Source organism: Nocardia sp. NBC_01377, from assembly GCF_045040005.1.
Classification (GTDB): Bacteria; Actinomycetota; Actinomycetes; order Mycobacteriales; family Mycobacteriaceae; genus Nocardia; species Nocardia noduli.
The window spans coordinates 6,327,718-6,354,523 of the sequence record NZ_CP109566.1; the positions used below are offsets into that span (position 1 = coordinate 6,327,718).

General features: G+C 67.0%; 23 protein-coding genes, 1 tRNA gene and 3 pseudogenes. 7 read left to right on the top strand and 20 right to left on the bottom strand.

All coding sequences use genetic code 11. From position 1 onward, the window contains the following. The first annotated feature begins 4 nt into the window (after window positions 1-4). The gene (locus OG225_RS29305; RefSeq protein ID WP_405178193.1) at window positions 5-886 is read left to right on the top strand and encodes an STM4011 family radical SAM protein; all 882 of its coding nucleotides are present in this window, start codon (window positions 5-7) and stop codon (window positions 884-886) included. 3 nt (window positions 887-889) lie between these two features. Here the strand turns inward: OG225_RS29305 and OG225_RS29310 are convergent, their stop codons facing one another. The 5 genes and pseudogenes from OG225_RS29310 to OG225_RS29330 form a co-directional block, all read right to left on the bottom strand. Continuing rightward, window positions 890-1,846 (bottom strand): alpha/beta fold hydrolase, encoded by a 957-nt coding sequence (locus OG225_RS29310; protein ID WP_405178194.1) that lies wholly within the window; start codon window positions 1,844-1,846, stop codon window positions 890-892. A 954-nt stretch (window positions 1,847-2,800) separates the two neighbouring features. Beyond that, window positions 2,801-3,058, bottom strand: a pseudogene (locus OG225_RS29315) (LppA family lipoprotein); the annotation flags it as partial. A gap of 47 nt (window positions 3,059-3,105) precedes the next feature. Continuing rightward, window positions 3,106-3,375: pseudogene (locus tag OG225_RS29320) on the bottom strand (LppA family lipoprotein); the annotation flags it as partial. Continuing rightward, the gene (locus tag OG225_RS29325; protein WP_405178195.1) at window positions 3,372-5,108 is read right to left on the bottom strand and encodes an alpha/beta hydrolase; all 1,737 of its coding nucleotides are present in this window, start codon (window positions 5,106-5,108) and stop codon (window positions 3,372-3,374) included. The gene OG225_RS29325 and the pseudogene OG225_RS29320, both read right to left, overlap by 4 nt. After that, entirely contained in the window at window positions 5,108-5,416 is a 309-nt protein-coding gene (locus OG225_RS29330; protein ID WP_405178196.1) for a hypothetical protein, read from the bottom strand. The genes OG225_RS29325 and OG225_RS29330 overlap by 1 nt, the downstream gene beginning before the upstream one ends. A gap of 195 nt (window positions 5,417-5,611) precedes the next feature. On the opposite strand from OG225_RS29330, the gene OG225_RS29335 reads away from it, so the two are divergent. Further along, a complete protein-coding gene (locus tag OG225_RS29335; RefSeq protein WP_405178197.1) occupies window positions 5,612-6,088 on the top strand; it encodes a DUF1772 domain-containing protein in 477 nt (158 codons plus the stop codon). Window positions 6,089-6,201: 113 nt separating this feature from the next. Further along, on the top strand, window positions 6,202-6,600 hold the full coding sequence (locus OG225_RS29340; RefSeq protein WP_405178198.1) for a PPOX class F420-dependent oxidoreductase: 399 nt from the start codon (window positions 6,202-6,204) through the stop codon (window positions 6,598-6,600). Here the strand turns inward: OG225_RS29340 and OG225_RS29345 are convergent, their stop codons facing one another. Next, window positions 6,601-7,017 carry a VOC family protein gene (locus OG225_RS29345; RefSeq protein WP_405178199.1) on the bottom strand — a complete coding sequence of 139 codons (417 nt, stop codon included), beginning with the start codon at window positions 7,015-7,017 and terminating at the stop codon, window positions 6,601-6,603. It abuts the gene before it with no gap. Here OG225_RS29345 and OG225_RS29350 point away from each other — a divergent pair. Next, window positions 7,016-7,324 (top strand): hypothetical protein, encoded by a 309-nt coding sequence (locus tag OG225_RS29350; protein WP_405178200.1) that lies wholly within the window; start codon window positions 7,016-7,018, stop codon window positions 7,322-7,324. The two genes, OG225_RS29345 and OG225_RS29350, sit on opposite strands and share 2 nt — an antisense overlap. 172 nt (window positions 7,325-7,496) lie before the next feature. Here the strand turns inward: OG225_RS29350 and OG225_RS29355 are convergent. The 4 genes and pseudogenes from OG225_RS29355 to OG225_RS29370 form a co-directional block, all read right to left on the bottom strand. Further along, a tRNA-Leu gene (locus tag OG225_RS29355) sits at window positions 7,497-7,570 on the bottom strand. A gap of 195 nt (window positions 7,571-7,765) precedes the next feature. After that, on the bottom strand, window positions 7,766-9,235 hold the full coding sequence (locus OG225_RS29360; protein ID WP_405183405.1) for an amino acid permease: 1,470 nt from the start codon (window positions 9,233-9,235) through the stop codon (window positions 7,766-7,768). 90 nt (window positions 9,236-9,325) lie between these two features. Further along, window positions 9,326-9,998, bottom strand: a pseudogene (locus OG225_RS29365) (hypothetical protein). Between the two features lie 70 nt (window positions 9,999-10,068). Beyond that, window positions 10,069-11,004: an esterase/lipase family protein gene (locus tag OG225_RS29370; protein WP_405178201.1), complete on the bottom strand. Its 936-nt coding sequence runs from the start codon at window positions 11,002-11,004 to the stop codon at window positions 10,069-10,071. 131 nt (window positions 11,005-11,135) lie between these two features. Here OG225_RS29370 and OG225_RS29375 point away from each other — a divergent pair, with 131 nt between their 5' ends. Then, window positions 11,136-11,693: a TetR/AcrR family transcriptional regulator gene (locus OG225_RS29375; protein ID WP_405178202.1), complete on the top strand. Its 558-nt coding sequence runs from the start codon at window positions 11,136-11,138 to the stop codon at window positions 11,691-11,693. Between the two features lie 63 nt (window positions 11,694-11,756). Here the strand turns inward: OG225_RS29375 and OG225_RS29380 are convergent, their stop codons facing one another. The 5 genes from OG225_RS29380 to OG225_RS29400 all read right to left on the bottom strand — a co-directional run bounded on the left by OG225_RS29380 (window position 11,757) and on the right by OG225_RS29400 (window position 16,131). Then, complete coding sequence (locus OG225_RS29380) at window positions 11,757-12,722, bottom strand: exopolyphosphatase (protein ID WP_405178203.1); 966 nt, start codon at window positions 12,720-12,722, stop codon at window positions 11,757-11,759. Continuing rightward, window positions 12,719-13,240, bottom strand: coding sequence for a DUF501 domain-containing protein (locus tag OG225_RS29385; protein WP_109527851.1), 522 nt, complete (start codon window positions 13,238-13,240; stop codon window positions 12,719-12,721). Before OG225_RS29385 ends, OG225_RS29380 begins: the two co-directional genes overlap by 4 nt. Continuing rightward, complete coding sequence (locus OG225_RS29390) at window positions 13,237-13,905, bottom strand: septum formation initiator family protein (protein ID WP_405178204.1); 669 nt, start codon at window positions 13,903-13,905, stop codon at window positions 13,237-13,239. Before OG225_RS29390 ends, OG225_RS29385 begins: the two co-directional genes overlap by 4 nt. A 78-nt stretch (window positions 13,906-13,983) precedes the next feature. Then, window positions 13,984-15,270, bottom strand: a complete 1,287-nt coding sequence (gene eno / locus OG225_RS29395) for a phosphopyruvate hydratase (protein ID WP_109527849.1) — start codon at window positions 15,268-15,270, stop codon at window positions 13,984-13,986. 138 nt (window positions 15,271-15,408) lie between these two features. Beyond that, window positions 15,409-16,131 carry a lytic transglycosylase domain-containing protein gene (locus tag OG225_RS29400; protein WP_405178205.1) on the bottom strand — a complete coding sequence of 241 codons (723 nt, stop codon included), beginning with the start codon at window positions 16,129-16,131 and terminating at the stop codon, window positions 15,409-15,411. A 589-nt stretch (window positions 16,132-16,720) separates the two neighbouring features. Here OG225_RS29400 and OG225_RS29405 point away from each other — a divergent pair. Then, a complete protein-coding gene (locus OG225_RS29405; protein ID WP_405178206.1) occupies window positions 16,721-17,812 on the top strand; it encodes a TauD/TfdA family dioxygenase in 1,092 nt (363 codons plus the stop codon). Between the two features lie 76 nt (window positions 17,813-17,888). Here OG225_RS29405 and OG225_RS29410 read toward each other — a convergent pair whose 3' ends face one another. Both OG225_RS29410 and OG225_RS29415 read right to left on the bottom strand, forming a co-directional pair. Further along, the gene (locus tag OG225_RS29410) at window positions 17,889-18,464 is read right to left on the bottom strand and encodes a TerD family protein (RefSeq protein ID WP_109527847.1); all 576 of its coding nucleotides are present in this window, start codon (window positions 18,462-18,464) and stop codon (window positions 17,889-17,891) included. Between the two features lie 111 nt (window positions 18,465-18,575). Further along, the gene (locus OG225_RS29415) at window positions 18,576-18,830 is read right to left on the bottom strand and encodes a hypothetical protein (protein ID WP_405178207.1); all 255 of its coding nucleotides are present in this window, start codon (window positions 18,828-18,830) and stop codon (window positions 18,576-18,578) included. Between the two features lie 951 nt (window positions 18,831-19,781). On the opposite strand from OG225_RS29415, the gene OG225_RS29420 reads away from it, so the two are divergent. After that, a complete protein-coding gene (locus OG225_RS29420; RefSeq protein WP_405183406.1) occupies window positions 19,782-21,236 on the top strand; it encodes a stealth family protein in 1,455 nt (484 codons plus the stop codon). Window positions 21,237-21,240: 4 nt separating this feature from the next. On the opposite strand, the gene OG225_RS29425 is transcribed toward OG225_RS29420, so the two are convergent. The 3 genes from OG225_RS29425 to mfd all read right to left on the bottom strand — a co-directional run bounded on the left by OG225_RS29425 (window position 21,241) and on the right by mfd (window position 26,657). After that, window positions 21,241-22,194, bottom strand: a complete 954-nt coding sequence (locus tag OG225_RS29425) for a phosphodiesterase (RefSeq protein WP_405178208.1) — start codon at window positions 22,192-22,194, stop codon at window positions 21,241-21,243. 150 nt (window positions 22,195-22,344) lie between these two features. Further along, window positions 22,345-23,043: a MazG family protein gene (locus OG225_RS29430; RefSeq protein WP_405178209.1), complete on the bottom strand. Its 699-nt coding sequence runs from the start codon at window positions 23,041-23,043 to the stop codon at window positions 22,345-22,347. Next, entirely contained in the window at window positions 23,043-26,657 is a 3,615-nt protein-coding gene (gene mfd / locus OG225_RS29435; RefSeq protein ID WP_405178210.1) for a transcription-repair coupling factor, read from the bottom strand. The genes OG225_RS29430 and mfd overlap by 1 nt, the downstream gene beginning before the upstream one ends. Between the last annotated feature and the right edge of the window lie 149 nt (window positions 26,658-26,806).

Here is a 26,806-nt window from a genome sequence, read left to right on the forward strand (position 1 = left end):
GCCCGTGGACCTGACGATTCTCTACCGAGGGCCACTGTCGTCGTGCGATTACGACTGCCCGTACTGCCCCTTCGCCAAGCGGCGCGATTCGACCGAGCAGTTGCGCGCCGATCGCGCCGCACTGGCACGTTTCACGCGGTGGGCGGGTACCGCGACCGAGCACCGGCTCTCGATCCTGTTCACGCCGTGGGGTGAGGGGCTGGTCCGCTCCTGGTATCGCCGGGCGATGGTCGAACTGTCGCACCATCCGCATGTCGAGCGGGTCGCCATCCAGACCAATCTCAGCTGCCGCACCGAATGGCTCGCCGACGCCGATCGCGACACCGTCGCCCTGTGGTGCACCTACCATCCCGGCCAGACCCCGTATGCGCGCTTCCTCGACAAAACCGTCCGGCTGGCGAACGCCGGTGTGCGTTTCAGTGTCGGCATCGTCGGGCTGCCGGAACATTCGTCGCACGCGCGGCGGCTGCGCGCCGATCTGCCCGACCACGTCTACCTGTGGGTCAACGCCGCCGAGGGCCACACCTACACCGATGCCGAAGCCGACGACTGGACCGCCCTGGACCCGCTGTTCCCGTTCAGCCGTCACCCGCACCGTTCCGCCGGATTACCGTGCAGGACCGGCTCCTCGGTGATCTCGGTCGACGGCGAGGGCACCGTGCGCCGCTGCCATTTCGTGCCGGAACCGCTCGGCAACCTCTACGACGGATCCTTCTCCCGCGCGGCCGCGCCACGCGGCTGTCCGCTCGCGGTCTGCGATTGCCATATCGGATACGTCCACCTGGAATCACTGCCGCTCTACGACGTCTTCGCCGGTGGGGTTCTGGAACGGATCCCGGCCGCCGCGACCGGACACGGCACGGTGGCCCCGCCACTGCTCGGCTGAACGTTACGCGGCGAGGGCGAAGCCGGAATCGAGCGTCTCACCCGCACCGCTCACCCGCGTCATCAGGCGGGCCATGGCCTCGGCGACACCGGTCGGCTGCTCGAGGATGACCGAATGACCCGCGCCTTCGAGGATGACCAGATCCGCGTAGTCGACGGCGGCGGCCATCGCGACCGAATGCGACGGCGGTGTCATCAGATCGGCCGAGCCGCACAGCACCAGCGTGGGAATCCGCGACAGCGCGGCCAGCGCGTCGGTGCGGTCGTAGGTCATGAACGCGCTCAGGAAGCTCGCCATCGTCACGATGGGGGTCTCGTTGTGCATCGCGTTGGCCAGCGCGAGCACCCGGGGGCTGACGGTGCGGTCGCCGAATTCGGCGGTGCGGATGATCGGGGCGAACACCGTGCTCGCCACTCGCTTGGCATGGTGCATGACGCGGGGCGCGCGCCGGACGGCGGCCTGGAACAGGGACACGACGGGGTTGCGCAGCAGGCGGCCGAAGCCCGCGTCGGCCAGTCCGCTGGCGGCGGTGGCGATGAGCGCGACACCGACGACGCGGGTGCCGATCTCGTGCGGGTTCTGGGCCGCGTAGGTCAGCGCGGTCATCCCGCCCATCGAATGGCCGATCAGTACGACCGGGCCGGTCGGGGCGACCGCGTCGAGAACGTCACGCAGGTCCTGCCCGAGCTGGTCGAGGTTGTAGGTCCCCTGCGCCGCGGTGGCGGAGTCGCCGTGACCGCGATGGTCGTAGCAGACGACCCTGGCGCCGACGTACCGCCGCGTCAGCTCGTCCCGGACGTAGGTCCAGGATTCGGCGCGCAGGCAGTGGCCGTGCAGGAGGACGACGGTCGACTCGGCGTCACGCGGGCCGTATTCGCGAACCGCGAGCTCGACGCCGTCTCGGGTCGAGACCGTGGCACGACGTTCCGCCGAGGCGGTGAAAGTGCTGGTGATCGACATCGGATACTCCGGTCTGTGTTGCGGGGACAGCTCTACTGTCCATCGCATCCACCTCCGATATCAGGTCCCCGAGTGCTGGGGGCGACGCACCAAGGGTGGGCAGATCACCACCAAGGTTGCGGTTCGAGCCGACACGACCGGGGGCGACGATGCCGTGAAGCCGATATCCGCCCCGCGGTCACGGACCGGGGGCGGATATCTCGTCGGCGCGAATTGCATCAAATACCCACAATCGCCCGAATGGCTTCCAGCAGCGAGTTGATAAATTCGACAATCATCCGAATTCCCTCCTTCCCGCTTGGACCGGTCGGATCCCTCGAGTGTGTCTCTCGAATGAGGTTACCCGGGAGCGCGAACCTAAACATCATTTGATTATTTAAAACCTGCCCTCCACCCATTCCTCCAGTCGTTCAACTGACCACATGGAAGAAAACAGGGAAATACGACGAGCAGTTTGCTAAGCGTCCCGCATAACCGACCAGAAGTTCACGCAGGCGACGTTAACATCCATCAGCCCGGATCCAGCGCCGAGTCCACTGACATACATGCAGGTAGATCGATTTTTCTCGCCCCACACGAGTGCGACCTCCAGGGCTCTCGCGAACCGCTGAAACGCCAGCGAGTGGCTGGTTTTCAATCGATTCCTCCCGTGACGACGGGACCCATTCAAGATAAATGGTTGGTAACGAAGCCAGGAGAATTCTTTTCCTCCAAAATAGTTCCGGTTAGCGTTTCAGGTATCGCCAAACTGGTGGCGATGGTGGGGAAGTTCTCACCGCGATGCGATAGGAGAATCAGCATGGACGCACTCGTCGCGTTGATTACCGCGCTACTCACCACCCTGAGCGCGGGCTCGTAGCTCCATCGCGTAGTTGAACTGTGCCGGCCCAGCTCGTCGCGACGAGCTGGGCCGGTGCATGTGGTCAGGACGAATCCGGTGCGTCGGCGGTGGTCTCATCTGCCGCTCGGGGTGACGGGCGGGTTCGGTTCGGTGCTCGACTTCAACCGGCAGCCGGTGATTCCCCCGATCACTGTCGCTTCCACATGACCGAGGGTGATCTCGTTCCAGGTGTCATCGTAGAAGCGGACGTTGTGGTAGCCGGGCTTGTCGACACGGATCTCCATCTGTGTGACGCCATACGATGCCGCGATACGGCGTGTATCGGCGAGCACGTCGGGCCAGACATCATCGGGGACCGGCCCGGGAGCGACGAGCCTCCCGACTTCCCGATTGACACTCCGATCCGGTTGCGATGGAAGTCACCGCGGCAACTGCCCTGCGTCGCTTCGTCACTGAGCTCGAATCGCAAGGCGGGGACCCGGGCGGTGATCGCCCGCGCGATCTCGTCGACGGCGTCGGCGATCTGCCGAGCGGTATCTTCCAGACTCGGCCAGTTGCGGAGCCGCTCCTCCAGCTGCGCCAGGTAGTGCTCCTGCATCTCGTCCTTTCCGGTCGGGTCACACGCGGTTCCGGTCAATACGAGAGACACACCGACCAGACCAGCGCCGAGGACCGCGCGGATCGTCATCGCACTGCCATCTCCGGATGGCCCGCGGCGAACATCGCGAAGTTGTACGCGGTGATCGTGACCCGGTGCGGATATCGGCTGTGCCCGGTGACGCCGCTGCGCTGTTGCCCGTCATAGCCGACCCCGTCCTTCGTGGACAGGTTGTCGAAATCACCGAACGAGGGGTCACCGCCGAACCTTCCGAGGTCGGCAACGGGGTCGTCATCCGCCTCGGCGAGATAGGCGTGCCCCGGTCGCAACCCGAGATCGGTGGCGTCGTCGGCGAAGATCCCGGGAGAACCGAGGAACACCGCGTCATCGACCACCGACTTGCCCTGCGCCTGCAACTGCTGGAGGGCGAGCGCGGTGGTGGACGAACCGTAGGAGTGCCCGAGCGTGGTGATATGCGGGTCCGGGGTAGTAGACGCGGTATCCAGCCCCTCCAGAAAACTCGCCAATTTCGGTGCGCCTGCTCGCATCCGGTCCTCGCCCGCCGACCCGAGCGTGCCTTCGACCCAGTTGTCCAGACTCTTGCCGGAGTCCCAAGGCGTGTCCCCTCCGGCATCGGGAGGTTCGTAACCGATCCACGCGATGGCCGCCACCTTCGAGCCGTCGCCCCGGGACCGCAGCGCCTTCTCCGCCTCCATCTGTAGCCCCCTGGCCTCGCCGACCATGCCGGACAACGACCGATCGACGGTCGTGTCCTTCCCCGGAACAGCGACGGAGATGTGCGCGGCGGTATCCGGATCGCCGATGGAGAACGCCGCTTTCACCCGCTCGCCCGATGTGTCGAGCACCAGCAGCCGCCCCTGCTCCGGGTTGGCTTCCAGAAGTTTGTCGACCTCGTCCAGCGAAGCCAACTTCTCCTTCACCAGATCGCGTTCGGCATCCTCGTTGGTGAACCACCCACCGGTCGGATGGTTGTCGATATCGGTGTTCAACTTCTCCAGCCGCTGCTGGAGCCGCTGTCTTTCGGTGGCGAGGACCGCGACGTTCGCCTCGTGCCTGGCCGCGGCCGGGATTCCGTCAGGGTTGCCGATCCACTCGGGATGGCGGGCGACGACATCCTTGCGTTCTGTGTCGGTCAGGCTGTCCCACCACGCCGCGTTCTGCGCGACCGTCGCGTTGTCGGGCGGCGCCGACACCGCCCGGTCGACACGGGGATCCTCGGTCCCCACGATCACCGGCCGATCCAGCGCCTCCCCGACCGCGTCACCGGCGTCGCGAACCTGCTGCGCCGCCGCGCGGATCAACCGGTCCGCCGACCGCGCCGCGTCACGTAATTCGAAGAAGGCCTTGTCGATCAGCCCCTGGTAGGCCCGCGCGTTCCCGGTGATCTCCGCGCGCTTGTCGGCCGGGGCGTTGTCGGCGAACCCCACCCGGAGGGTCCAATCGTCCTGCACCCGATACGTTTCCTCCGCGATCGGGGTGATGTTCTCGGCCGTCTCGACCTTGCCGATCAGATTGGCGCGTTCGCCGGTCAGCCGCAGCCCCGCCTGGCGCAGCACCGTCGCCAGATCGATGACCTCCGCGTTGATCTTCGACGCCTGCCGGTAATCCTCGTCCACCCGGTCGGAGGCGGCATCGTATGCCGCACCGGCCCAGGAGGTATGGGCGTCCGCGACCCATCGCGTCATCCGCCGCAGTTCGTCGGCGTATCGACCGTTCGCCTCGTCCACGTGGTCGGCGAGTCCGGTGAGTACGGCAGGATCCCAGGAGACGACATTGGGCCTGGTCAACGCCCAGTCGCTCATCAGCGACACTCCGGCGCGCGGTAGTCGAATTCATCGAGCCGCCGCCCGAATTCCGCGTCGGTGACCGCGAGGTCGTCGGCGGCAATGCGCATCGCGGACGCCACCGCCGTGACCCGCCCGCTCGTGCGCAGCCACGCTCCTTCGGTGTATTCGGTCGCCAGTTCGCACGCGGCCCCCAACGGCGTCCCCGCGAGACCACCTGCCACGGACTTCGCGCGTGTCCGAACGTCGATGGCATCGACGTTCGCCGCGACCGCATCCAAAGTGCCGGCCAGCGCATTGATCTGATCAATATCGGCTTGCAGCACGATCCCCCCTCGGAATGCCGGCAACGCTCCTGGGTCCGAGACCGTAGCCGACGTGGCAGCGGCTCGCCATCACGTCTTCGACCGGCCCGTCCCGATCGGCGACCCGGAATCTAGCAACGCTAGACAAGCTAGCGGGCAGATGTTACCGTTGCTCCAGTTTCTAGCGATGCTAGATTTCAGGAAGGGGGAGCCGAAATGCTCGTTGTCACCGGCCAGATCATCGCCGTCGTCGCCGTTCTCGCCAATGCCGTCGTCTACGGCACCGACGTCTGCGGAGCCGTGATCACCCGATCCGTGAACCACGAACTCGATGACGCGACCGTGACCATCAGCGCGGGATGGGGCCACTACTACGGCGACAGGCGTATGCCGATCGTCGGCGCGGGCGGCGTGACCGCCGCGGTGCTCACGCTGCTGATCGCGCTGGTTGCCGGGCAGATCGGTGCCGCCGTCGCGGCCGGGATCACGGTGGCGGCACTGCTGACCTGGCTGGCCTTCTACGTCCGCGTCGCCAAGCCGATCAATTCCCAGCAGACCGCCGCGGCGCTGAGCGGCATCATTCCGGCCGATGCCCGCGCGCTACAGGACAAGTGGGACAGCATTCTGAAGTACCGGGTCACCCTGCAATTCGTCGCCATCGCCGGACTGTGCACCGCGCTGATCCTGTTCTGATCACGGAGCACGCGAGACCTGAGCCGCGCGACGAGTTCGCCACCGGCACCCCGACAACTCCCGGCCGACCGCCGGGGCACACCTGATATCGAATTCACCGAGGAGTATCCGACATGACCTTCACCATCAATGAACAACGATTCCTCGCGGAGGCCGGAATCGGTCGACTGGCCACGGTGTCACCAGACGGCGTCGTGCAGAACAACCCGACCGGCTATCGCGTGAACGCCGACGGCTCGATCGATATCGGCGGCATGCGGATGCGCGCCAGCCGAAAATTCCGCAATGTCGAGGCGGGCAGCCGAGTGTCGTTCGTCATCGACCAACAGGTTTCCCTGGAGCCGTATGTGATTCGCGGAATCGAGGTACGCGGCACGGCCGAGGCACTCGACGACGAGGAGCCACCCTTCCCGCACCAGGAACGCGCGGTCATTCGCATTCATCCCGAACGGGTCATCTCCTGGGGCATCGACGGCGGATCCTTCGATTTCACCAATCGCGGCGCCGAATAGTCAGGCGTGTACGACCAGTTCCAGAGCGATATTGTCGGGGTCGCGGAATTCCAGAATCGCCATGACCCCGAGTTCCTTGATCGGTTCGTGTTCGATGCCGTGTTCATCGAGCAGCGCGACCGCCGCCTCGAGAGCAGCGCGATCCGGCAGGGTGAACGCCAAATGATCCAGCCCGCAACGGTCCTCGTGAAAACCGTCTTCGGCTACCGGCCGCAACCCCAGCAATTGGGTGTCGTTCACCCGGTAGAGGACTCCACCGAACAGGAACGAGAGCTTCTCGCGGGTAGCGTCGTCGGCGACGGCGGGCACCTCCAGGTACACCGGCCACCCGAAAACAAGATCGTAGAATTTCCGAGACCGCTCGATATCGGACACCGTCAGCCGGACGTGATCGATGTATGTGGCAGCAATCGACATGCCATTGATGCTGCCACGTCCGGTTCGGAATCCGGAGGGTGCCACCACATACGGGTGGGATCTGTTTCAGCAGCTGCTGCGGATCACCATGCTGACCGTTCAGGTCAACGGTGACGAGATGGCGTGGGTGTGTGAGAACCGATTCGGCACCGGCGAGGACATCGTCACGGTCCACAGCATCGAAACCTTCGCGTGGGACGCCGCGGGTGATCTGCTGATCAAGACCTACTATCCGATGCCCGAACGTGTCGGCGCCGACCAGGACCCGTACGCGCACATTCTGGGCGACGAAGTCGGCGGTCGATAGCGGTCGGCAATTCCTCGAAGTAGGCGAACGGATATTTGTCCGATGACGATCCGAACCCCTGGCGGAGGCGATGTACCGGGGCACTCCGACTGCCGCGGACTCACTGCGGACCGAGGTAGCTGCCGACCACAGGGACGATGACCGGAATACCGATTTACCTGCGGTTTCGTAGTGCCCCCAGTCGGACTCGAACCGACACTTGGCGGATTTTAAGTCCGCTGCCTCTGCCAATTGGGCTATAGGGGCGTGCGGGTCAGCCTACCGACTCGTACGCCTGTACCGGAATCCCGACATACCCTGGTGGGTCGAATGGGCGGATCATGTCAATCGCCGGTATTCCACGGAATTGCCAGAGGTCAAGGTGGACAACGTGATTTGCGAGGGCGGCCGCTCAGCGGGGGTGGGCGGGTGGGGGATGGATCACAGCGGAGGCAGCCGGGGCTACGCGCGCTGGTCGGAAGGCTTCTCCACCGTCGACGCGCGGCCGAGCACCGAATGCCGTCGACCGTAGGCGAAATACACCACGAAACCGATCAGCATCCACACCAGGAAGCGCAGCCAGGTCTCCACCGACAGGTTCAGCATCAGCCACAGGCAGGCCAGGACGCCGAGGACGGGGATGACCGGTACGAGGGGGACGCGGAATCCGCGGGGCAGGTCGGGGCGGGTGCGGCGCAGGATCAGCACACCGACCGCGACGAGGACGAAGGCGAACAGGGTGCCGATATTGACCATCTCCTCCAGCGTGCCGAAGTCGACGAAACCGGCGAGCAGGGCGCAGCAGACGCCGACGATGACGGTGAGCCGCACGGGGGTTCCGTTCTGGCCGGTGTGCGCGAGTCGGCGCGGCAGCAGGCCGTCGCGGGACATGGCGAACAGGACGCGGGTCTGCCCGAGGTACATCACCATGACGACGGTGGTGAGACCGGCGAGCGCGCCGACGGAGATGACGTTCTTCGCCCAGTCCGCGCCGTTGAGCGCGAAGGCGGTCGCCAGGGTGGCGTCACCGCCGGACAGTTCGGTGTAGGGAACCATGCCGGTGAGCACCAGGGAGACCGCGACATACAGCACGGTCACGATGATCAGCGAGCCGAGGATGCCGCGCGGCACGCTGCGCTGCGGGTTCCGCGTTTCCTCGGCGGCGGTCGCGACCACGTCGAAACCGATGAACGCGAAGAACACCAGGCTCGCGGCGGCGAGCAGGCCGTACCAGCCGAAAGTGCTGTTACCCGCACCGGTCAGATAGGAGAACAGCGACTGGTGGATGCCCTCGTCGGCGGCGCCGGACTGTGACGGCGGTATGTAGGGGCTCAGATTCGACTTGTCGAAGTAGCCGATGCCGACCACGAGCACGAGGGCGATGACGGCCAGTTTGATGGCGACGGCGATGGCCGAGACACGCGAGGAGATCTTGGTACCGACCGCGAGCAGTACGCCGAGGACGGTGATCAGCAGCACCGCGCCCCAATCGAAGGTGATCGGACCGAGTTCGACGACTGCCGCACTGCGCCCCATCAACTCGCCGAGATACTGCGACCAGCCCTTGGCGACCACCGAGGCCGCGAGCGCGAATTCGAGGATCAGATCCCAGCCGATGATCCAGGCGACCAGCTCACCGAAGGTGGCGTAGGAGTAGGTGTAGGCACTGCCCGCCACCGGCACCGTCGAGGCGAATTCCGCGTAGCACAGGGCGGTCAATCCGCAGGCGACCGCGGCGAAGACGAAGGCCAGCGAGACCGAAGGACCGGCCACATCGCCCGCGGTGCGCGCGGTCAGCGTGAAGATGCCCGCGCCGACGACCACCGCGACGCCGAAGACGGTCAGATCCCAGGCGGTCAGGTCTTTTCGGAGTTTCGAATCGGGTTCGTCGGTGTCGCGGATGGACTGTTCCACCGATTTGGTGCGGAACATTCCGCCCCGGCCGGAACGGCGCGAGATCGTCACGGTCTACTCCTTCATGCTGTGGTCTGCCGAGATCGGGCGACTACCGGAGATGTCGATTCAGTGGACGCCCGCCATATATCGACTTACCCAGGGCGCGAGCACGGCAACAATCGCGCCGACGGCAATCGCCACCGATCCGGTGATTCCGAAATACGCGACCTCGTTCTCCGGGGCGGAGAAACGGGCGAGGGTGCCCGCCATCGAGGCGCCGATGCCGACCGAGAAGAAGTACAGCGCCATCATCTGGGCGCGGAACGCCACCGGGGCGAGCTGGGTGGTGACGGCCAGGCCGATGGGCGAGAGCAACAGTTCCGAGACGGCGAAAAGCGCCATGACCGCGACCACGAGCAGCACCGGCACCGTTTTCCCGTCGAAACCGGCCAGCGGAACGAACAGCAGGAATGCCACGCCCATCCCGATGACGCCGAGGGCGAATTTGCGCGGTGTGCTCGGCGACTCCGGCCAGCCCCGGCAGCGCGGCCAACGCGACATGGCCCGCCATGACGACGACACCGCCGTAGGCGCCGACGATGCCGACCCCGGTGCTCTGCGAGAGCCCGAGGCCGCCGTCTGTCACCGAGTAGTAGAGGTAGTACCCGAGGATGCTGACCATTCCGTAGAACGAGAAACGTTCCCAGCGTTCGACGCCGAAGAGATTCGCCAGACCGGTCGGATGACCGAACAGGGTTCGACCGGCTATCGGCCGATCCGACACCACGTCGTGGGACATGGTCGAGACAGTGACACATCTAGCAACTGCTCAGCAACTATCGTGCGGCGCGGCGCTGTCACCGATCGGATCAGCGTCCGACCGGGCCGATGAAGGGAAATACCACCGTGCACGAGGCCGGTTCGGCATGTGCCGGGTCGAGCGCGTTCAGCACCGCGCGCACGGCGACCGGGTCCGCGGTCAGTTCGTAGTGTTCGGTGTAGTCGGTGGCGCAGAGATCCTGGAGCACGATGTTGCGCACATTCGGCCCTTCGAGCTGACCGGTGGTGAACGGGGTGGCGATCTCGTCGTAGCGACTGACGATCGTGGTGAACCGGATATCGGGGGCGATCGAGGGATCGGGGTTGAGCACGCGCAGGAACGGAGCGCCGTAGGAGACCTGGCACGGTCCGCATTTGCTGGTCAGCAGTTCGTCGATCGCGGGCTGTTCGAGTAATCCGGCGAACATCGACTGGATACCGCTGAGGGTGGTGCCGTGCAGCGGGGCGCCCATGGCGATGTAGTCGTCGATCTTCGAGGCCGCGCCCAGATAGTTGAGGTTGTAGAAGGGGACGGCGCCGCCCATCGAATGGCCGACCAGATCGACCCGCGCCGCACCGGTCGTCGCCAGGACTCGATCGATGAACGCGCCGATCTGCGCGGCGCTCTCCTCCACCGGGGTGATCGATCCGATCGGGCCCAGCGGGCCCGTGCCGTATGTCGTGGTGAACACGCAGTATCCGGCGGCGGCCAGTACCGGGGACAGCGAATTCCAGGTGATGGTGTCGTTGCTCAGACCGTGCAGCAGCACCACCGGATTCGGGTGGGCGGCACCGGGACGACACGACCAGTCGTTCGCACCGGGCGGCGCGGCGCCGGGGCCGGTGGCCTGCGCGGCGAGTCCGCCCAGGTAGCTGTAGGACGGCGCGACCGGTGCGTCGTCGGCGGCGGCGACCTGCACCGCGCTCGCGACGGCCAGGGCCAGGGCCGCGCAGACTCCCGCGACATGTGTCGGCCAGCGTGACATCGAAATCTCCTCATCTCGTCGATGCGGCCGGTACCCCGCGAACGCGATGACCACGAGCGCTATGACCGACCGGTCGGTCATAGCGTAGCCTCGGTATGCGCGCACGCAAAGAAATCGGGGAGGATCAGTTCATGCCACGACCAGCCGAGCCCGGCCGCAACGCACTCCTGAACGCAGGCGAACAGGTCGCACAGGACCGCGGGCTGCGTGGACTGTCGATCAATGCGGTCGTCGAGGTGGCGGGCATGGCGAAAGGCAGCTTCTATCACCACTTCCCGGATCGGCGCAGCTATGTGATCGCATTGCACCGCCGGTACCACGACGCGCTCGCCGAACTGATCACCGCGCGCATCGGGGATATCCCGCCCGGCGTCGAACACATCCGCGCGGGCATCACCGCCTATCTGGACGCCTGCCTGGAAACACGCGGCACCAAGGCTTTTCTCGCGCAATCACGCACCGACACCGACCTGCTCGACGAGGTCTCCACGCGCAATCGCGACTTCGCGGGCGTGGTCGAAGGCGATCTGGCCGGGCTCGGCTGGCCCGATCCCGCGGCGGTGGCGCATCTGATGGTCGCGATGGTCGCCGAGATCGCGCTCGTCGAGTTGTACGACAACGGGCCGCGCGCCGATCTGCGCGCGGCGGTCATGGACCTCGTCGACCGCGAGAGCGAACGGAGCCGGTAGCGCGGCCGTCACGGCGAATCCACACCGGGATGTGCGCCCCGAGCAGTCGAGGCGAGCCCGGGATCAGGCGATGGACAGCGCGATTCCGTCGAGAATGTCGTGCTCACTCACCACGAGGGCCGAAATGCCCGCGCGACGCGACAATTCGTACGCGAGCACCTCGGTGATCACACCGCCGCCGCCGATCACGTCGACGCGTCCCGGATGGATCGGGCCGAGTGCGGCGCGCTGATCGTGATCCATGGAGATCAGACGATCACAGACGTCGCGCACCTGATCCAGCGTCAGGCTGGTGAGATGTACTCGCTCGGAATCGTATTCGGGCAGATCGAGCGCGACGGCGGCGATCGTCGTCATGGTGCCCGCGACCCCGACCCAGGTGTGCGCGCCGTCGACCGGAACCCGCTCGAACGCTTCGGTCAACCGCTCGGTGGCGAATTCCCTTGCCGCCGCGACCTGTTCGGCGGTCGGCGGATTGCCGGGCAGGCAGCGTTCGGTGATGCGGACGCATCCGATGTCGGCGGAGTAGGCGGCCTTGACGCCGTCGCTGTCGCCGAAGACCAATTCGGTCGAACCGCCGCCGAGATCGACGACAACGAAAGGCCCGGCCTCGCTGGACAATTCGCCGACCGCACCGGCGAACGACAGTCGCGCCTCCTCGTCACCGGTGATCACCTCGGCCTCGGCGCCGGGTACGACCGAGCCGAGTTCGGCCCTGGCCATGCCGAAGAAATCCTCTCGGTTGGCGGCGTCGCGGGTCGCCGAGGTGGCGACCATCCGCACGCGACCCACACCCGCGTCCCGCATCAGCGCGGCGTAATCGGCCAGCGCGACCCTGGTCCGTTCGATCGCCTCCGGTGCGAGGGATCCGGTCGCGTCGACACCCTGGCCGAGCCTGACGATCCGCATTTCGCGGTGCACGTCGGCGAGGCGGCCGTCGGGCAGCACATCGGCGATCAGCAATCGGATGGAGTTGGTGCCGCAGTCGACTGCGGCGACCCGGTTCGCCGCGGTGGGTGATGCGTTCATCGGTCCTCTTTCGTCCGCTCGTATTTCGGCCAATCGGCCGGGATCGCCTTACCGCGCAACCCGTGGTCGGCCGCGATCGCCACCGCCTCGTCCCCGAAAGGGTTGAGTCCGTGGCCTTTGGCCAGCGAATGCGCGATCAGCACGTGCAGACATTTCACCCGATCCGGCATGCCGCCGCCGGTGAAATCGGTACCGAGCGACTCGATATCGTCGCGCTCGGCCAGATAGCTCTCATGCGCGGCGCGGTAGGCGGCGGCCAGAGCCGGGTCGGCGCCGAGGCGTTCGGTCATCTCGCGCATCACACCCGCCGATTCCTGCCTGCTCGCCTCGGCGGTCAGCCGCGGATCGGTCAGGTAGTACAGCGTCGGGAAGGGCGTGCCGTCCGGCAACCGCGGCGCGGTCTTCACCACCGCGGGCAGACCGTCCGGCGTCCGATAGGCCACCGCGAGCACTCCACGCGGCTCACGGCCGAGTTGAGCGGCGATGATCTCGAGATCGCGGTCTGTCGGTGCGGTCACCGTGGTCCTTCCGGTGCTGACGGGTCTGTGGGCGGCGGCCCGGCCGGTGACGTCGGCGCGGGCGCCGCGCTGGGCTGTGGCTGCGAGATGGTCTCCCACAGTTCGGTGTACCAGGGTTCGGGAGCCTTCGACGGGGTGGGTGCCGCGGGTCGGGGCGGGGCCTCGATACCGGGTACCTGCACGATGTAGGGCGTCTCCCCCGGCATCACCAGGCGCAACCGGTCGCGGGCCTCGGCCCGGATGTAGGCCGGATCCTGCTGCTGGGCACGCCGATCGCGCAACCGGGTGAGGTCGGCTTCCAATTCCTGTCGCTGTTGCGCCAGTTCGGTCGCCTCGGTGCGCTGGGCGAAATAGGTTCGCATCGGCACGGCCAGGGTCAGCGCGAGCGCGCACACCACGGCCGCGAGAACGACCGCCTTCCCGGTGGAGAGGCCGAGAATCGTGCGCTCGTTCCTGTCGCCACCCGCGCCCCCGCGCGCGGCGATCTTGCGCGGGGACGCCTTCTTGTCGGCGTCGGCGCGTCGGCGCGCCGCGCGTTTGGCCGCGGCGGGCCTGGCGGCGGTTTCGGTATCGGTGCCCGCGCGCGGCCGCGAACCGGCCACGCGTGACGTGCGGCGGTCCCCGCGTCCGGCCGGACTGGTTCCACGCGCGCGCCGCTCGGTCATACCGCTCCCTGTACCTGTGCTGCGATGCGCACGAGAGCTTCGGCTATACCGCCGTACCCCTCGTGCGCATCGCGGTGATCATCCTTCGAACGCGAACCGCGGGAACGCGACGTCCCCGGCGTACCGGGCGGAATCGCCCAGCGCGTCCTCGATGCGCAGCAACTGGTTGTACTTGGCGACGCGCTCGCTGCGCGCGGGGGCGCCGGTCTTGATCTGACCGCTGCCGACGGCGACGGCCAGATCGGCGATGGTGGTGTCCTCGGTCTCGCCGGACCGGTGCGACATCATCGTCTTGTAGCCGTTGCGGTGCGCGAGTTCCACCGCGTCGAGGGTTTCGGTGAGCGTGCCGATCTGGTTGACCTTCACCAGCAGCGCGTTGGCCGCACCCTTGGCGATACCTTCTTCGAGACGCTCCGGATTGGTGACGAACAGGTCGTCGCCGACCAGCTGCACCTTGTCGCCGATCTGATCGGTCAGCGCGACCCAGCCGTCCCAGTCGTCCTCCGACAGCGGGTCCTCGATGGAGACCAGGGGGTAGGAGGTCAGCAGGTCGGCGTAGAACTGCGCCATCTCGGCGGCCGAGCGGACGCTGCCCTCGAATTTGTAACCGCTACCCGCGGTGTAGAACTCGGTGGCCGCGACATCGAGCGCCAGCGTGACATCGGTGCCCAGTTTGAGGCCGGTCTTGCCGATGGCGACGATGATCAGGTCGAGCGCCTCCTTGGTGCCCGCGACATCGGGGGCGAAACCGCCCTCGTCGCCGAGCCCGGTGGACAGGCCCTTCGACTTCAGCACCGCCTTGAGCGAGTGGTAGACCTCGGCGCCCCAGCGCAGCGACTCCTTGAACGTGGGCGCTCCGATCGGGGCGACCATGAACTCCTGGACGTCGACGCCGGTATCGGCGTGCGCGCCACCGTTGAGGATGTTCATCATCGGCACCGGGAGCACGTGCGCGTTCGGGCCGCCCAGGTAGCGGAACAGCTCGAGGCCCGAGGATTCGGCGGCCGCGCGGGCTACCGCCAGCGAGACGCCGAGCAGGGCGTTCGCACCGAGCCGGGATTTGTCGGGCGTGCCGTCCAGATCCAGCAGCACCTGGTCGACGGTGCGCTGCTCGACCGCGTCCAGTCCGATGACGGCGGGAGCGATCTCGTCGAGGACGCCCTCGACGGCCTTCTGCACGCCTTTGCCCAAGTAACGGTCGCCGCCGTCGCGTAGTTCGACCGCTTCGTGTTCACCGGTGGAGGCGCCGGACGGCACCGCCGCCCGGGTCAGCGTGCCGTCGTCGAGGGCGATCTCGACCTCGACAGTGGGGTTGCCACGAGAATCCAGGATCTCGCGAGCTCCGACCTGTTCGATGATGGCCACGAAAACGACACTCCTTCGCTGCTGGCACGGTGGATATCACGGGATGGGCCGTGCGGTGCCGAGCCTATCGCAGTACGCGACGGGTGCGGTCCCGGCACGGCGGGTCGAGTCGGCCCCCGGAACGCGGTGCGCGCGGGATCACACTCGGCGGCCGACGCTATAGGCGGCGGCGCGATCGCGGACGGTGAGCAGATAGCTGTTGGACCGGTTGTAGGTGAGCAGCGCCTGCTGCCATCCCGGTTCGGAGGTGAGGTCGCCGCCGCTCGCGCACAGGTACCTGGCCGCGGTCAACGCGGCGTCATCGATGTTCTGCGGGTCGGCGACACCGTCGCCGTTGGCGTCGACACCCCACCGCTTCCATGTTTCCGGGATGAATTGCAGCGGGCCGATGGCGCGATCGTGGTCACCGTCGCCGTCGAGTACGCCACGGTCGGTATCGCGGATCAGCGCCACACCGGGTGCGCCGTCGAGTGCGATGCCGATGATCGGCGGACGCACGTTCCCGTCGTCGCCGAGGTCGGAACGGCCGTGGGTGCCGTGCCTGCTCTCCACGCTGGCGATGCCCGCGATGGTGGTCCAGCCGATACCGCATTCCGGTCTCGCGCGGGCCATCACCGCTGCCGCGTAGCCGTATGCCTCCAGTGCGACGGTGGAGATGCCGGTGCTCGACTGCTCGGAGGCCCATCCGCGCAACTGCAACGCGCTGCGGCCGGGAGCGTCCAGGTCGATCGGGGGCAGCACCGCGCCGGGGCCGGGCGGTATGCCTTCCGGAATCGGCGGCAGCGCGGGACCCGCACCGCACCCGGCGACCACCAGGGCCACCAGGGCGGCGGCTACGACGCCGATCGTCTTCGCGAACACCACTCCATCATCCAGATCCGAGCGGATACGGCGGCGCGGCGTGAGAGAGGACTCCTTCGCAGCGCGGGGCGCATCGCGCGCAGGGGCCGCCGCCGAATCACGCCGCCGGTGCCGTGTGGTCGTGATCATCGCGTCCCCCCTCGTGCGGCACCCTCGGCCACCACGCAAGATTAGGTCGGGAACGCCGAATCACGCTTTCGGTTGTCCACAGGCGTGTGGCGTGTCGCCGGTTGTCCACAGGCCGATCTCGTCAGGTCGGGCATCGCGGCAGGCGACGTGGGTGATCCCGGCTCTCCGATCCGACCGGCGCCGTGGAAGTGTTGCGGCAGTTCGCATATAGCTGTCGCGAGACCGACCTCGACGCGATGCCGAGGTGTCAGCGTACGGCGTCCGCTCCCCGGTTCACTGCCTCGCCGATGGGTGCCGGGAATTTGCTCCGGCCGAGTCTTTCTCGCGTACCCTCGCTGATGCGTTATCGCTATACCCAGCGGCTTCCTCGTGCACGCCCGGTGTCGGCCATCGAGTAACGCCCGCTTCCTGATCGGATCGTCACCCCTCGTTCGGCCGATGCAAAGGAAGGTTTCTCCTGGTGAAAAGCGTTCTCTCCGAACGTAAGACGCTTCACCCACACGAAATCGAGCGGCGCGAACTGCCCGCAGAGGCCGGACGTGCCGTCCGGGCGCTGGCGGATCGGATCTGTACCGCGCTGGACGCGACACCGGGCGATCCCGCCGATTGGGCGCGTACCCTGACCGATTCCGCGCTCATCGCCCGGATCGACGCGGGGGTCCCGGAACTGCCCGCGTCACTTCGTGCCGCCTTCCGCGCCCCGACCAGCAATGCCGGGGCAACGATCGTCAGCCGATTGCCGGTCACCGACGAGGAATTCGGCCCAACCCCGTCCGAATGGAGCGAGGCAGCCGCCTGGGCGGGCGATCGGGAACGCCGCGCCCGTTCCTTCCACTTCGACATCGTCATGATGCTGATCGCGCGGGCGGTCGGCGAACCGTTCGGCTGGGCGGGCCAGCAGGGCGGCAGGCTCGTCAACAACATCCTGCCGACGCCCGGGCACGAGTACGAACAGTCCGGCGCGAGCAGCACGATATTGCTCAGTCCCCACAGCGAGGACGCGTTCCACCCGCACCGGGCGAATCTGCTGATGCTGGCGTGCCTGCGCAATCCGGACGATGTCGGCACCACCCTGTCGTCGGTGCGGCAGGTCGAACTCACCGCGGACCAGCGTCGCCTGCTGAGCACCCCGACGCTGCCGATCCTGCCCGATATCTCCTACGGCGACGGCCACCAGCGCTATCCGGCCCCGCCGGTGCCGACGATATGGTGCGAATCCCCTGACGGCGCGGATGATTCGATGTTGCGCTACGACCCCGCCTACACGCCGCTCGACGACGCGGATCCCGAATTCCGGCGCGCGTACGCCCATCTCACCGCCGAATTGGAACGGGTCTGCCACACCGCGGCACTCGAACCGGGTGAGTTCCTGCTGGTCGACAACGATGTCGCCGTCCACGGCCGAGTCCCCTTCACCGCGCGCTACGACGGCACCGATCGGTGGCTCAAGCGCGTCAACATCCGCCTGCCCGAACGCGGGCGACGCGCGGAGGAGGCGAAGGAAAACGGATACGGCCAACGGGTGGTCGCACCGTTCCGCGCGGGGGCGTGAGGCGGCGCGTCCCCGGATAACAGGAACGGGCAGGTCGTCTCGGCGAATACCGAGGCGACCTGCCCGATCGAGTACGTCAGATATTGACGCCGTAATCGCGGGCGATGCCCGCCAATCCGGACGCGTATCCCTGACCGATCGCACGGAATTTCCACTCGGGACCGTGCCGGTAGAGTTCGCCGAAGATCATCGCCGTCTCCGTCGACGCGTCCTCGGTGAGGTCGTAGCGGGCGAGTTCGGCCCCGGTCACCGAGTCGACGACCCGGATGAACGCGTTGCGGATCTGGCCGAAGGACTGACCGCGCGCGTCGGCGTCGTGGATGGACACCGGGAAGAAGATATTGGTGATCGTCGGCGGAGTGGCGGCGAGATCGATATTGATCGACTCGTCGTCTCCCTCGCCCTCACCGGTCAGGTTGTCACCGGTGTGTTCGATGGTACCTTCCGGCGAGCGGAGGTTGTTGTAGAAGATGAAGTGCTGATCGGAAAGCACTTTCAGACTCGAACCCGTGGCGAGCGCGCTCGCGTCGAGGTCGTAGTCCGCCCCGGTGGTCGTGCGGGTGTCCCAGCCGAGTCCCACCGTAACCTTGGTCAGGTTCGGGGCCTGCTTCGACAGTGAAACATTGCCGCCCTTGGCCAGTGTGACGCTCATGATCCCCTTCCGTTCGGCGCTCGCGCGCCGCCTTTCTCCGCGATTGTCATCGCTGTTTCCGATTGTTCTTGCAGCCGTTTTATTTTGATGTCAGATCCGTATGGCAGCGGATCAATGTGATTGATGGGCCCAGTCCTGCAAAGTTTCCACCCGGCCCTGGAGTGCGTGCAATTCGGTCGCATCGAGGACGTTGCGCTGGATGCCGTCGACGACGGCGAAAGCGGACTGCCGGTGATCATCGATCACGTCGACATCGATGCGAACCGCGACGTAATCTTGCGCGTCGGGCATCTCCTCGGCAATTACCTGAGCTGTTCCGCGTGCGCAGAGCGCGACGTTACCGCCACCCAGGATCAGCAGTGCCACCGGCGGCCGCTGCCGAAGTCTCGTCAGAGATCCGCGATCATACTCGAGACTGATCAGTATGGTCCGGTCGCCCGCGCGGACCGGCCACGACACCGGAATCGCGTGGGGCTCCGGATCCGTGGTGACCAGCACCGCGATGGTTTTACGTGGCCATTCCGGTAGCACGTCCAGGGCGGGATGATCTGTCGAATGGTCCTGTTGCGTCGAGCTCGCTCCGGCTGCCATCTGGGTTCACCTCGTGGATCGCGATGCGCGCGACGGGCTGTGTCGCGCTGACAGCCAGTCTAAGGCGCTGGGGCGCTCCACCGCTGGCGCCGGCGAATTTGCCCGAACCGATCTCAGGTGGTTATCAGGCGGAGATGCGCCGGGATGGGCAGCGAACGCGCCCAGTCGCGCGCCATATCCTTGGCGCGCACCTCCGTCGAGGCGTCGTGACGCGCGTGCTCGCCGAACTGGACGGCGCCACAGCTCGTCAGCGTCCGTGCGGCAATCTCCCCGCCGCGAGGCTGACCTCAGGTCGATGCGAAGTGGGGGGCTGATACTGTTCGCAACCACGTCGGCGATTCCGATTGACGGACGCCGGAATGCGATGCATCATTCCTAGCAACTCCCTGTTCATCAGGAGTTCTTCAATCCGCCGGCCGATGATTGTCCGGCCCTGCGCGCTGATTCCGTCGCGCTCGGCTGTTCCGGCCCTGCGCGTCAGCCTGTCCGGTACGAATCCGTGCGCGTCTGTCCCAGAGTGAGGTGAGAACGAATGGTCAACCGATCGTCCTGGTATCGGCCAGCGAATTCGTTCCTGCCCTACAGCATCCTGCCCCATCCCTGAATTCGACCGCGCCGTGCGAGGCGACCTCGGCCCACGCCCACGTGGCCGGGGCCGCCACCCGTCTCCGGCGCGGTGCCTCGGCGTTTTCCGACGGAACGACCCGATGGATGGGGAAAACAATGATGGATATGGGAGCAGCGCACTCGCGGACGGTGGGTACGGTCGCCCGATCGACCACGCGCAATCTGGTCGCCTCCGAGGCGATGGTCGCCGATCTGATCTACCTGCGCGGTGAACTGGCGACGGCGGAAGTGCCGTTCCTGCTGGTACGTGACAATGAACACCGACTGGTGCTCGCCGTCGACGCCGCGCATCGGACGATGGCGCAGCGGGTGCTGACGGCGGCGCTGTCCGCCGGATTCGCGTGCGCCGACCTCCTCGACAATGTCGTGCGACTGGGGCGTGACACCGACCCGGCCCACCACGTCGACCTCGAATTCTGGGACTACCACGGCGACACCGTCGAATGCCCGCGTCCGAACGCGCTGACGCGCACCGTGTTCGATCTCGCCGACGTGACGATGGCCGATGTCGCGCTGTTCGAGCGGACCTGGCCGACCCTGACCGATATGTTCGCTCCGCATCCGACCGACGTCGACTTCGATATCGACATCGTCTTCTCCTGGGTCGACGGGTCCGATCCCGAATTCCGCGCACGCCGTGCGGGCATGCTGGCACAGGTGGTGGTCGGCGAGGGCGACGACTCCGACGCCAGGATCCGTCAGATCGACGAACTCGAATACGCGATGCGCTCGGTGCACAAGAACGCGCCGTGGATCCGGCACATCTTCATCGCGACCGATTCCGCCGTTCCGGCCTGGCTTGCCGACCATCCGGCGGTGACGGTGATCCGCGCCGTCGACCATTTCAGCGAGACGAGCGGGTTGCCGACCTTCAACTCGCACGCGGTGGAATGCCAACTCCAGCACATCGAAGGGCTCAGCGAGCATTTCCTGTACTCCAACGACGACATGTTCTTCGCCCGCCCCACGCGGCCGTCCATGTTCTTCACCCCGGCCGGCATCAGCCGTTTCATCGAGGCCGACACCCGCATCGGGCCGGGACGGAACAACGAGCGCCGCAGCGGTTTCGAGAACGCGGCGCGGGTGAATCGCGGACTGCTCGCACGGCGGTTCGGGCATGTGATCACCCGCCATCTCGAGCACACCCCGGTTCCGTTGCGTCGCAGCGTCCTACTGGAGATGGAAGCGGAATTCGCCGAGGATTTCGCGCGTACGAGGGCCAGCCGGTTCCGCGCGGCCACCGATATCTCGGTCACCAACTCGCTCTACCACTACTACGCCCTGCTCAGCGGACGCGCGGTACCGCAGGAATCGGCGAGGATGCGCTACGTCGACACCACAAGCAGGGCGGGGCTCGGCCTACTACCCGAGCTGATCGAACGACGTGACGTCGACTTCTTCTGCCTCAACGACGGGAGTTTCCCCGAAGTCGGCGAGGCCGAACGGGTGCGCACGGTGTCGGCGTTCCTCGCCGAGTACTACCCGGAACCGGCTCCGTGGGAGCGGATCGCCCCGGCTTCGCACCCCGTCATGCCCGAGTCGGGCGCGGCCTGAGCGGTCAGCGCATCGATTCGTCGCCGGATTCCGGTGTCGGCTGCGCGCTGCGCATGACGTGCGGAATGCGGGCGGCGGGCGGTATCACGATGCCCGCCTCCCGCAGGGTCGCCGCGGCTTCCTCCGGCGTCGACGGGCTGCCGACGGTCGGGCCACGATCGATCGGCACCACCGAATGCACCACGGTGTCGGGATAGACGTGCACGTAGTTGAACGCCTGCGCGCCGTCACGCCCGCGCAGACCCCCCGCTTCCACACCGAGATCCTGGGTGTAGCAACTGGCCGACGCGACCGAGACCGGTATGCCCGCGAAGGTCGCGAAGGTGGAGAAATGCAGGTGACCGGCGAGGATCGCGCGTACGTCGCTGCCGTCGAGCACATCGGCCAGGCGGCGCTGATCGCGCAGTTCGACGGTGACCGCGAGATCGATCACGCACGGCACCGGGGGGTGGTGCATGGCGAGTACCGTGCCGAACGGGACGGGCTCGGACAGCACCGATCGCAGCCAGGACAGCTGGTCGTCGGTGAGATCACCGTGGTGGTGGCCGGGCACGGTGGTGTCGAGCACGACGATGCGCAGGCCGTCGACCATGTGCACCCGATCCAGCGGGGCGGTCGACGGGTATTCATCGAGCAGTCGTTGCCGTAGCGTGGCGCGGTCGTCGTGATTACCGGTCACCCAGACGATCGGGGCCTGCGTCCGGCGCGCGAACGGTTCCATGATCTCGCGCAGTTTGTCGTAGGCCGCGGGCTCACCCCGATCGGCCAGATCTCCGGTCACGACGATCGCGGTCGGTCGGATACCGCCGGAGACGGCGTGGTCGAGCAGCTGTCGCAGCCGCAGATCCGCGTCGACGGCGCCGTAGAGCTCGCCGTCGCCCGCGATGAGATGGGTGTCGCTCAAGTGGAACAACACGTGATCCGGTCGCGGATACTCCGCGACTCTGCCGATGTGCACCGGACCGTACATCCTCCCGGCGGTGTGCCCGCCATTGGCATCGGAATCCCCGCTACCTTAGCGAAGCCCTACCGACAGGATTCCCGACGGGCGGTGACGGCAAGCTTGCGGGTAGGTGTGACTTCGGTGTCGGAGGCGTCGCCGAGCGCCTCAGGGCCAGTAGCGACGCCACTCACCCGCGCTCAGCCGACGACGTTCCCCGCGTGCGGTTTCGGCGGCGTCCTCCGCGGCGCGAATCGTCGCGGCGAAGGTCAGCGTGGCCTTGCGCAGGCGTTCCTCGGCGCTGTCGGGACCGCCGAGGCGAACCACGCGCAGTTCGTCCGGGATCAGGTCGTCGGGCAGACCCGCTTTGGTGCCGCGCGCGATGACCTTCTCGGCCAGTGCGAGCGCGGGCTGGGCCATGGCGATGCCGTCCAGGCAGGAACGCCTGGCCTTCTCCGCCGATTTGCGTTCCTCCCAGGCGAGTTCCTGGGCCGCGATCTTGTCGGCGACCGTCGCGGCGGGGTCGAGCGAGGAGCCGACCAGGTGCGGGCTGCGATTGACGAGTTTGGCGACGAGCGCGGCGGCCACCTCATCGACGGTGAACTCCCCTGCCGCCTCGGCGATCCTGGAATGGAAGAGCACCTGGAGCAGCAGATCGCCGAGTTCCTCCTTGATGGTCTCCGCGTCGTCGTCCTGGATGGCGTCGAGGAGTTCGTAGGTCTCCTCCAGCAGGTACGGGCGCAGCGAGTCGTGTGTTTGGGTGACCTCCCAGCCACCGAAACTCCACAACCGATCCATCACCTCGACGGCGTCGGCCAGACCCGCCGCGACCCGACGCACCGCACCGACCTCGTCGCGCCGATCCATCAATTCGCGGACACCTCGGTCGCGACGGTGAGATCCACCGCGCCCTGCGCCTTGCCGTCCAGCGCCAGCAGCAGGTCGGCGACGAATTGCAGCAGCCGGACATCGCGGACCCGGTCCGCGCCGACACTGTCCTGAACCCGGGGCAGGGGCAGCTGCACCACACCGCTCGCGGGCTTGTAGGAGGCGCTCGGATAGATGCGCTTGAGCCGGAGCTGTTTGGAATCGGGAAGATTCAGCAGCGGGGAGATCTTCAGCGTGGTCCCGGCCGCCGCGATCTCGGTGACGCCGTACTCGCGCGCCAGCAGACGCAGTTTCGCCACCGACACCAGACGACCGACCTCGACCGGCAGTGGGCCGTAGCGGTCGACGAGTTCCTCCACCACCAGGGCGAGCGCCGAATCGTCCTGCGCAGCAGCGAGTTTGCGATACGCCTCCAGCCGCAGCCGATCGCTGGCGATGTAGTCGGGCGGGATATGCGCGTCGACGGGGAGGTCGATGCGGACCTCCTTGACCTCCTCGGTGACGATCGGTTTGCCGTCGGCGGCGGCCCGGTAGGCCTCCACCGCCTCGCCGACCAGTCGCACGTACAGATCGAAGCCGACGCCTGCGACATGGCCGGACTGTTCCGCGCCGAGAACGTTTCCGGCGCCGCGGATCTCGAGATCCTTCATCGCCACCGCCATACCCGCGCCGAGGTCGGAATTCTGCGCGATGGTGGCGAGCCGGTCGTAGGCGGTCTCGGTGAGCGGTTTCTCCGGCGGGTACAGGAAGTAGGCGTAGCCGCGTTCCCGGCTGCGCCCGACGCGACCGCGCAACTGGTGCAGCTGTGACAGACCGAGCGCGTCGGCGCGTTCCACGACCAGGGTGTTGGCGTTGGAGATGTCGAGTCCGGTCTCGATGATCGTGGTGCACACCAGGACGTCGAATTCGCGTTCCCAGAAGCCCTGGACGGTCTGCTCGAGCATGTCCTCGTGCATCTGGCCGTGCGCGACGACCACCCGCGCCTCCGGCACCAGATCGCGAATCCGCTTGGCGGCCTTGTCGATCGAGGAGACCCGGTTGTGCACGTAGAAGACCTGCCCGTCGCGGAGCAGTTCGCGCCGAATGGCGGCGGTGACCTGTTTGTCGTTGTACCCGCCGACGTAGGTGAGCACCGGGTGACGTTCCTCGGGCGGGGTCAGGATGGTCGACATCTCGCGGATGCCCGCCAGGCTCATCTCCAGGGTGCGCGGAATCGGGGTGGCCGACATGGTCAGCACGTCGACGTGGGTCCGCAGCGCCTTGATGTGTTCCTTGTGTTCGACGCCGAAGCGCTGTTCCTCGTCGACCACGACCAGGCCGAGATCCTTCCAGCGCACACCGGTCTGGAGCAGCCGGTGTGTGCCGACCACGATATCGACCGAACCGTCGGCCATCCCCGCGAGCACCTCGCGCGATTCGGCGAGATCGGTGAAGCGCGACAACCCCTTCACCGTCACCGGGAATCCCGCGACCCGCTCGGCGAAGGTCTGGAGATGCTGCTGGGCCAGCAGGGTCGTCGGCACCAGCACCACGACCTGTTTACCGTCCTGGACCGCCTTGAACGCCGCGCGCACCGCGATCTCGGTCTTGCCGTAACCGACGTCGCCGCAGACCACGCGGTCCATCGGCACCGGCTTCTCCATATCGGATTTGACCTCCGCGATGGCGGTCATCTGGTCGACCGTCTCGGTGAACGCGAACGCGTCCTCCATCTCCTGCTGCCACGGGGTGTCCTTGCCGAAGGCGTGACCGGGGGCCGCCTGCCTGGCCGCGTACAACTGCACGAGTTCGCCCGCGATCTCGCGAACCGCCTTGCGCGCCTTGCGTTTCGTATTGGCCCAGTCCGAACCGCCCAGTTTGGACAGGCTCGGCATCTCACCGCCGACATAGCGCGAGAGTTGGTCGAGCGATTCCATCGGAACGAACAGCCGGTCACCCGGCTGGCCGCGCTTTCCGGGCGCGTATTCGATAACCAGGTATTCGCGGCGAGCACCGCCGACGGTACGTTCGATCATCTCGACGAAGCGGCCGATTCCGTGCTGATCGTGCACGACCATATCGCCCGCGTTGAGCGCGAGCGGGTCCACCTGATTGCGTCGTTTGGCGGGCAGCCGCTTACCTTCGCCGGGCGCGGTGACCCGGTTTCCGGTCAGGTCGGATTCCGCGACGACCACCAGTCCCGCGTCCTCGAAGACCAGGCCGTCGTGCAGGGAACCGCACAGCACACCGACCAGGCCGGGACTCGGTTCCTCCGCGCTCTCGAGCACCCCCGCGGGCACTTCGGCGTCGGCAAGTCGTTCCAGCACGCGCTGCGCGGTGCCGTGGCCCGCGACCACCACCACCGCGCGTCCGCCGGTCGCGACGTGCGCGCGCAGCGAGGCGAAGATCGTCGCGACCAGTTCCTCGGAACCGCGCGCGGTGGGTCCTGCCAGCAGCGGCAGGACGACCTCGGCGGGATCGCCCGAGGTCAGCGGGCTCATGGTCCACCACGACAGCCCACGCCGGTTCGCACTCTCGTGGATCTCGGGCAGCCCCCGGTACCCGGAGGCGGCCAGATCAAGACCGTGCGCGCCCAGCGGCGCGGAGGCGCCGAAGGAGGCCGCGGTCCACGAGGCTTCCAGGAATTCCTCCCCGGTACGGACCAGGTCGGCGGCGCGGGTGCGGATCTTCTCCGGATCGCACAGCAGCAGGTGGGTGTCGTCGGGCAGCACCTCGGTCAGCAGGCGCAGTTCACCGGGTTGAAGCACCGGCAGCAGTGCTTCCATGCCGTCGACGGGAATGCCCTGGGAGAGTTTCTCCAGCATCTCGACCAGCGCCGCGTCGGCCGCGTTGTCGGCGGCCACCTCCGAGGCCCGGTCGCGCACCGCCTCGGTCAGCAGCAGTTCCCGGCACGGTGTCGCGACGACGAGATCCACCTCGATCTCGCCGAGCGAGCGCTGATCGGCCACCGAGAACGGGCGCAGTTCGGTGATCTCGTCACCCCAGAACTCCACGCGCACCGGATGATCGGCGGTCGGCGGGAAGACGTCGAGAATGCCGCCGCGCACCGCGAACTCACCGCGCTTGCCCACCATGTCGACCCGCGTGTAAGCGAATTCCACCAGCCGCGTGAGCAATCCGTCGAAGTCGAATTCCGCCCCGACCCGCAGCACGACCGGCTCGATATCCCCCAGCCCCGCCGCCATCGGCTGCATGAGCGAGCGCACCGTGGTCACCACCACCCGCAGCGGCACCGGGAACACCGGATCCTCCGGATGCGCCAGCCGCCGCAGCACCTCCAGCCTGCGCCCGACCGTATCCGCCCCCGGCGACAGCCGCTCGTGCGGCAGCGTCTCCCAGGACGGGAACTGCGCGACCGCCTCACCCAGCATCTCGGTCAACTCGACCGCCAGGTCATCGGCCTCACGCCCCGTGGCCGTCACCACGACCACCGGCCGTTTCACCGCGACCGTGGCCGAGACGAAGGGCCGCGCCGCCGACGGCGCGACGAGCTCGACCGAAGACTTCCCCACCAGGTCGGCAACGGTCCGCAGGGCCGCGTCGGCACCGGCCACCGCGGCCAGTCCAGCAAGAGGTGGACGGTGGGTGGGCATTGCGACTCCTGAGCTCAGGCGATGGTTCAGAACAGCCAACTGAGTCTAAACACCACGACCGACACCCTCTCCACCCCTACTACCGCGAGTGCGTGCCCCGCCCCGGGCAAACCTCACAAGCACCCGTCCACCACCACCACCGGCCCACA

Coding starts and splice junctions, on each gene's coding strand:
- mfd (WP_405178210.1), bottom strand. CDS start 26,657: ATGCCCACCCACCGTCCACCTCTTGCTGGACTGGCCGCGGTGGCCGGT.
- OG225_RS29410 (WP_109527847.1), bottom strand. CDS start 18,464: ATGAGCGTCACACTGGCCAAGGGCGGCAATGTTTCACTGTCGAAGCAG.
- OG225_RS29370 (WP_405178201.1), bottom strand. CDS start 11,004: ATGTCACGCTGGCCGACACATGTCGCGGGAGTCTGCGCGGCCCTGGCC.
- OG225_RS29420 (WP_405183406.1), top strand. CDS start 19,782: ATGGATATGGGAGCAGCGCACTCGCGGACGGTGGGTACGGTCGCCCGA.
- OG225_RS29325 (WP_405178195.1), bottom strand. CDS start 5,108: ATGAGCGACTGGGCGTTGACCAGGCCCAATGTCGTCTCCTGGGATCCT.
- OG225_RS29340 (WP_405178198.1), top strand. CDS start 6,202: ATGACCTTCACCATCAATGAACAACGATTCCTCGCGGAGGCCGGAATC.
- OG225_RS29360 (WP_405183405.1), bottom strand. CDS start 9,235: ATGTTCCGCACCAAATCGGTGGAACAGTCCATCCGCGACACCGACGAA.
- OG225_RS29430 (WP_405178209.1), bottom strand. CDS start 23,043: ATGGATCGGCGCGACGAGGTCGGTGCGGTGCGTCGGGTCGCGGCGGGT.
- OG225_RS29350 (WP_405178200.1), top strand. CDS start 7,016: ATGCCATTGATGCTGCCACGTCCGGTTCGGAATCCGGAGGGTGCCACC.
- OG225_RS29380 (WP_405178203.1), bottom strand. CDS start 12,722: ATGAACGCATCACCCACCGCGGCGAACCGGGTCGCCGCAGTCGACTGC.
- OG225_RS29345 (WP_405178199.1), bottom strand. CDS start 7,017: ATGTCGATTGCTGCCACATACATCGATCACGTCCGGCTGACGGTGTCC.
- OG225_RS29335 (WP_405178197.1), top strand. CDS start 5,612: ATGCTCGTTGTCACCGGCCAGATCATCGCCGTCGTCGCCGTTCTCGCC.
- OG225_RS29390 (WP_405178204.1), bottom strand. CDS start 13,905: ATGACCGAGCGGCGCGCGCGTGGAACCAGTCCGGCCGGACGCGGGGAC.
- OG225_RS29375 (WP_405178202.1), top strand. CDS start 11,136: ATGCCACGACCAGCCGAGCCCGGCCGCAACGCACTCCTGAACGCAGGC.
- OG225_RS29310 (WP_405178194.1), bottom strand. CDS start 1,846: ATGTCGATCACCAGCACTTTCACCGCCTCGGCGGAACGTCGTGCCACG.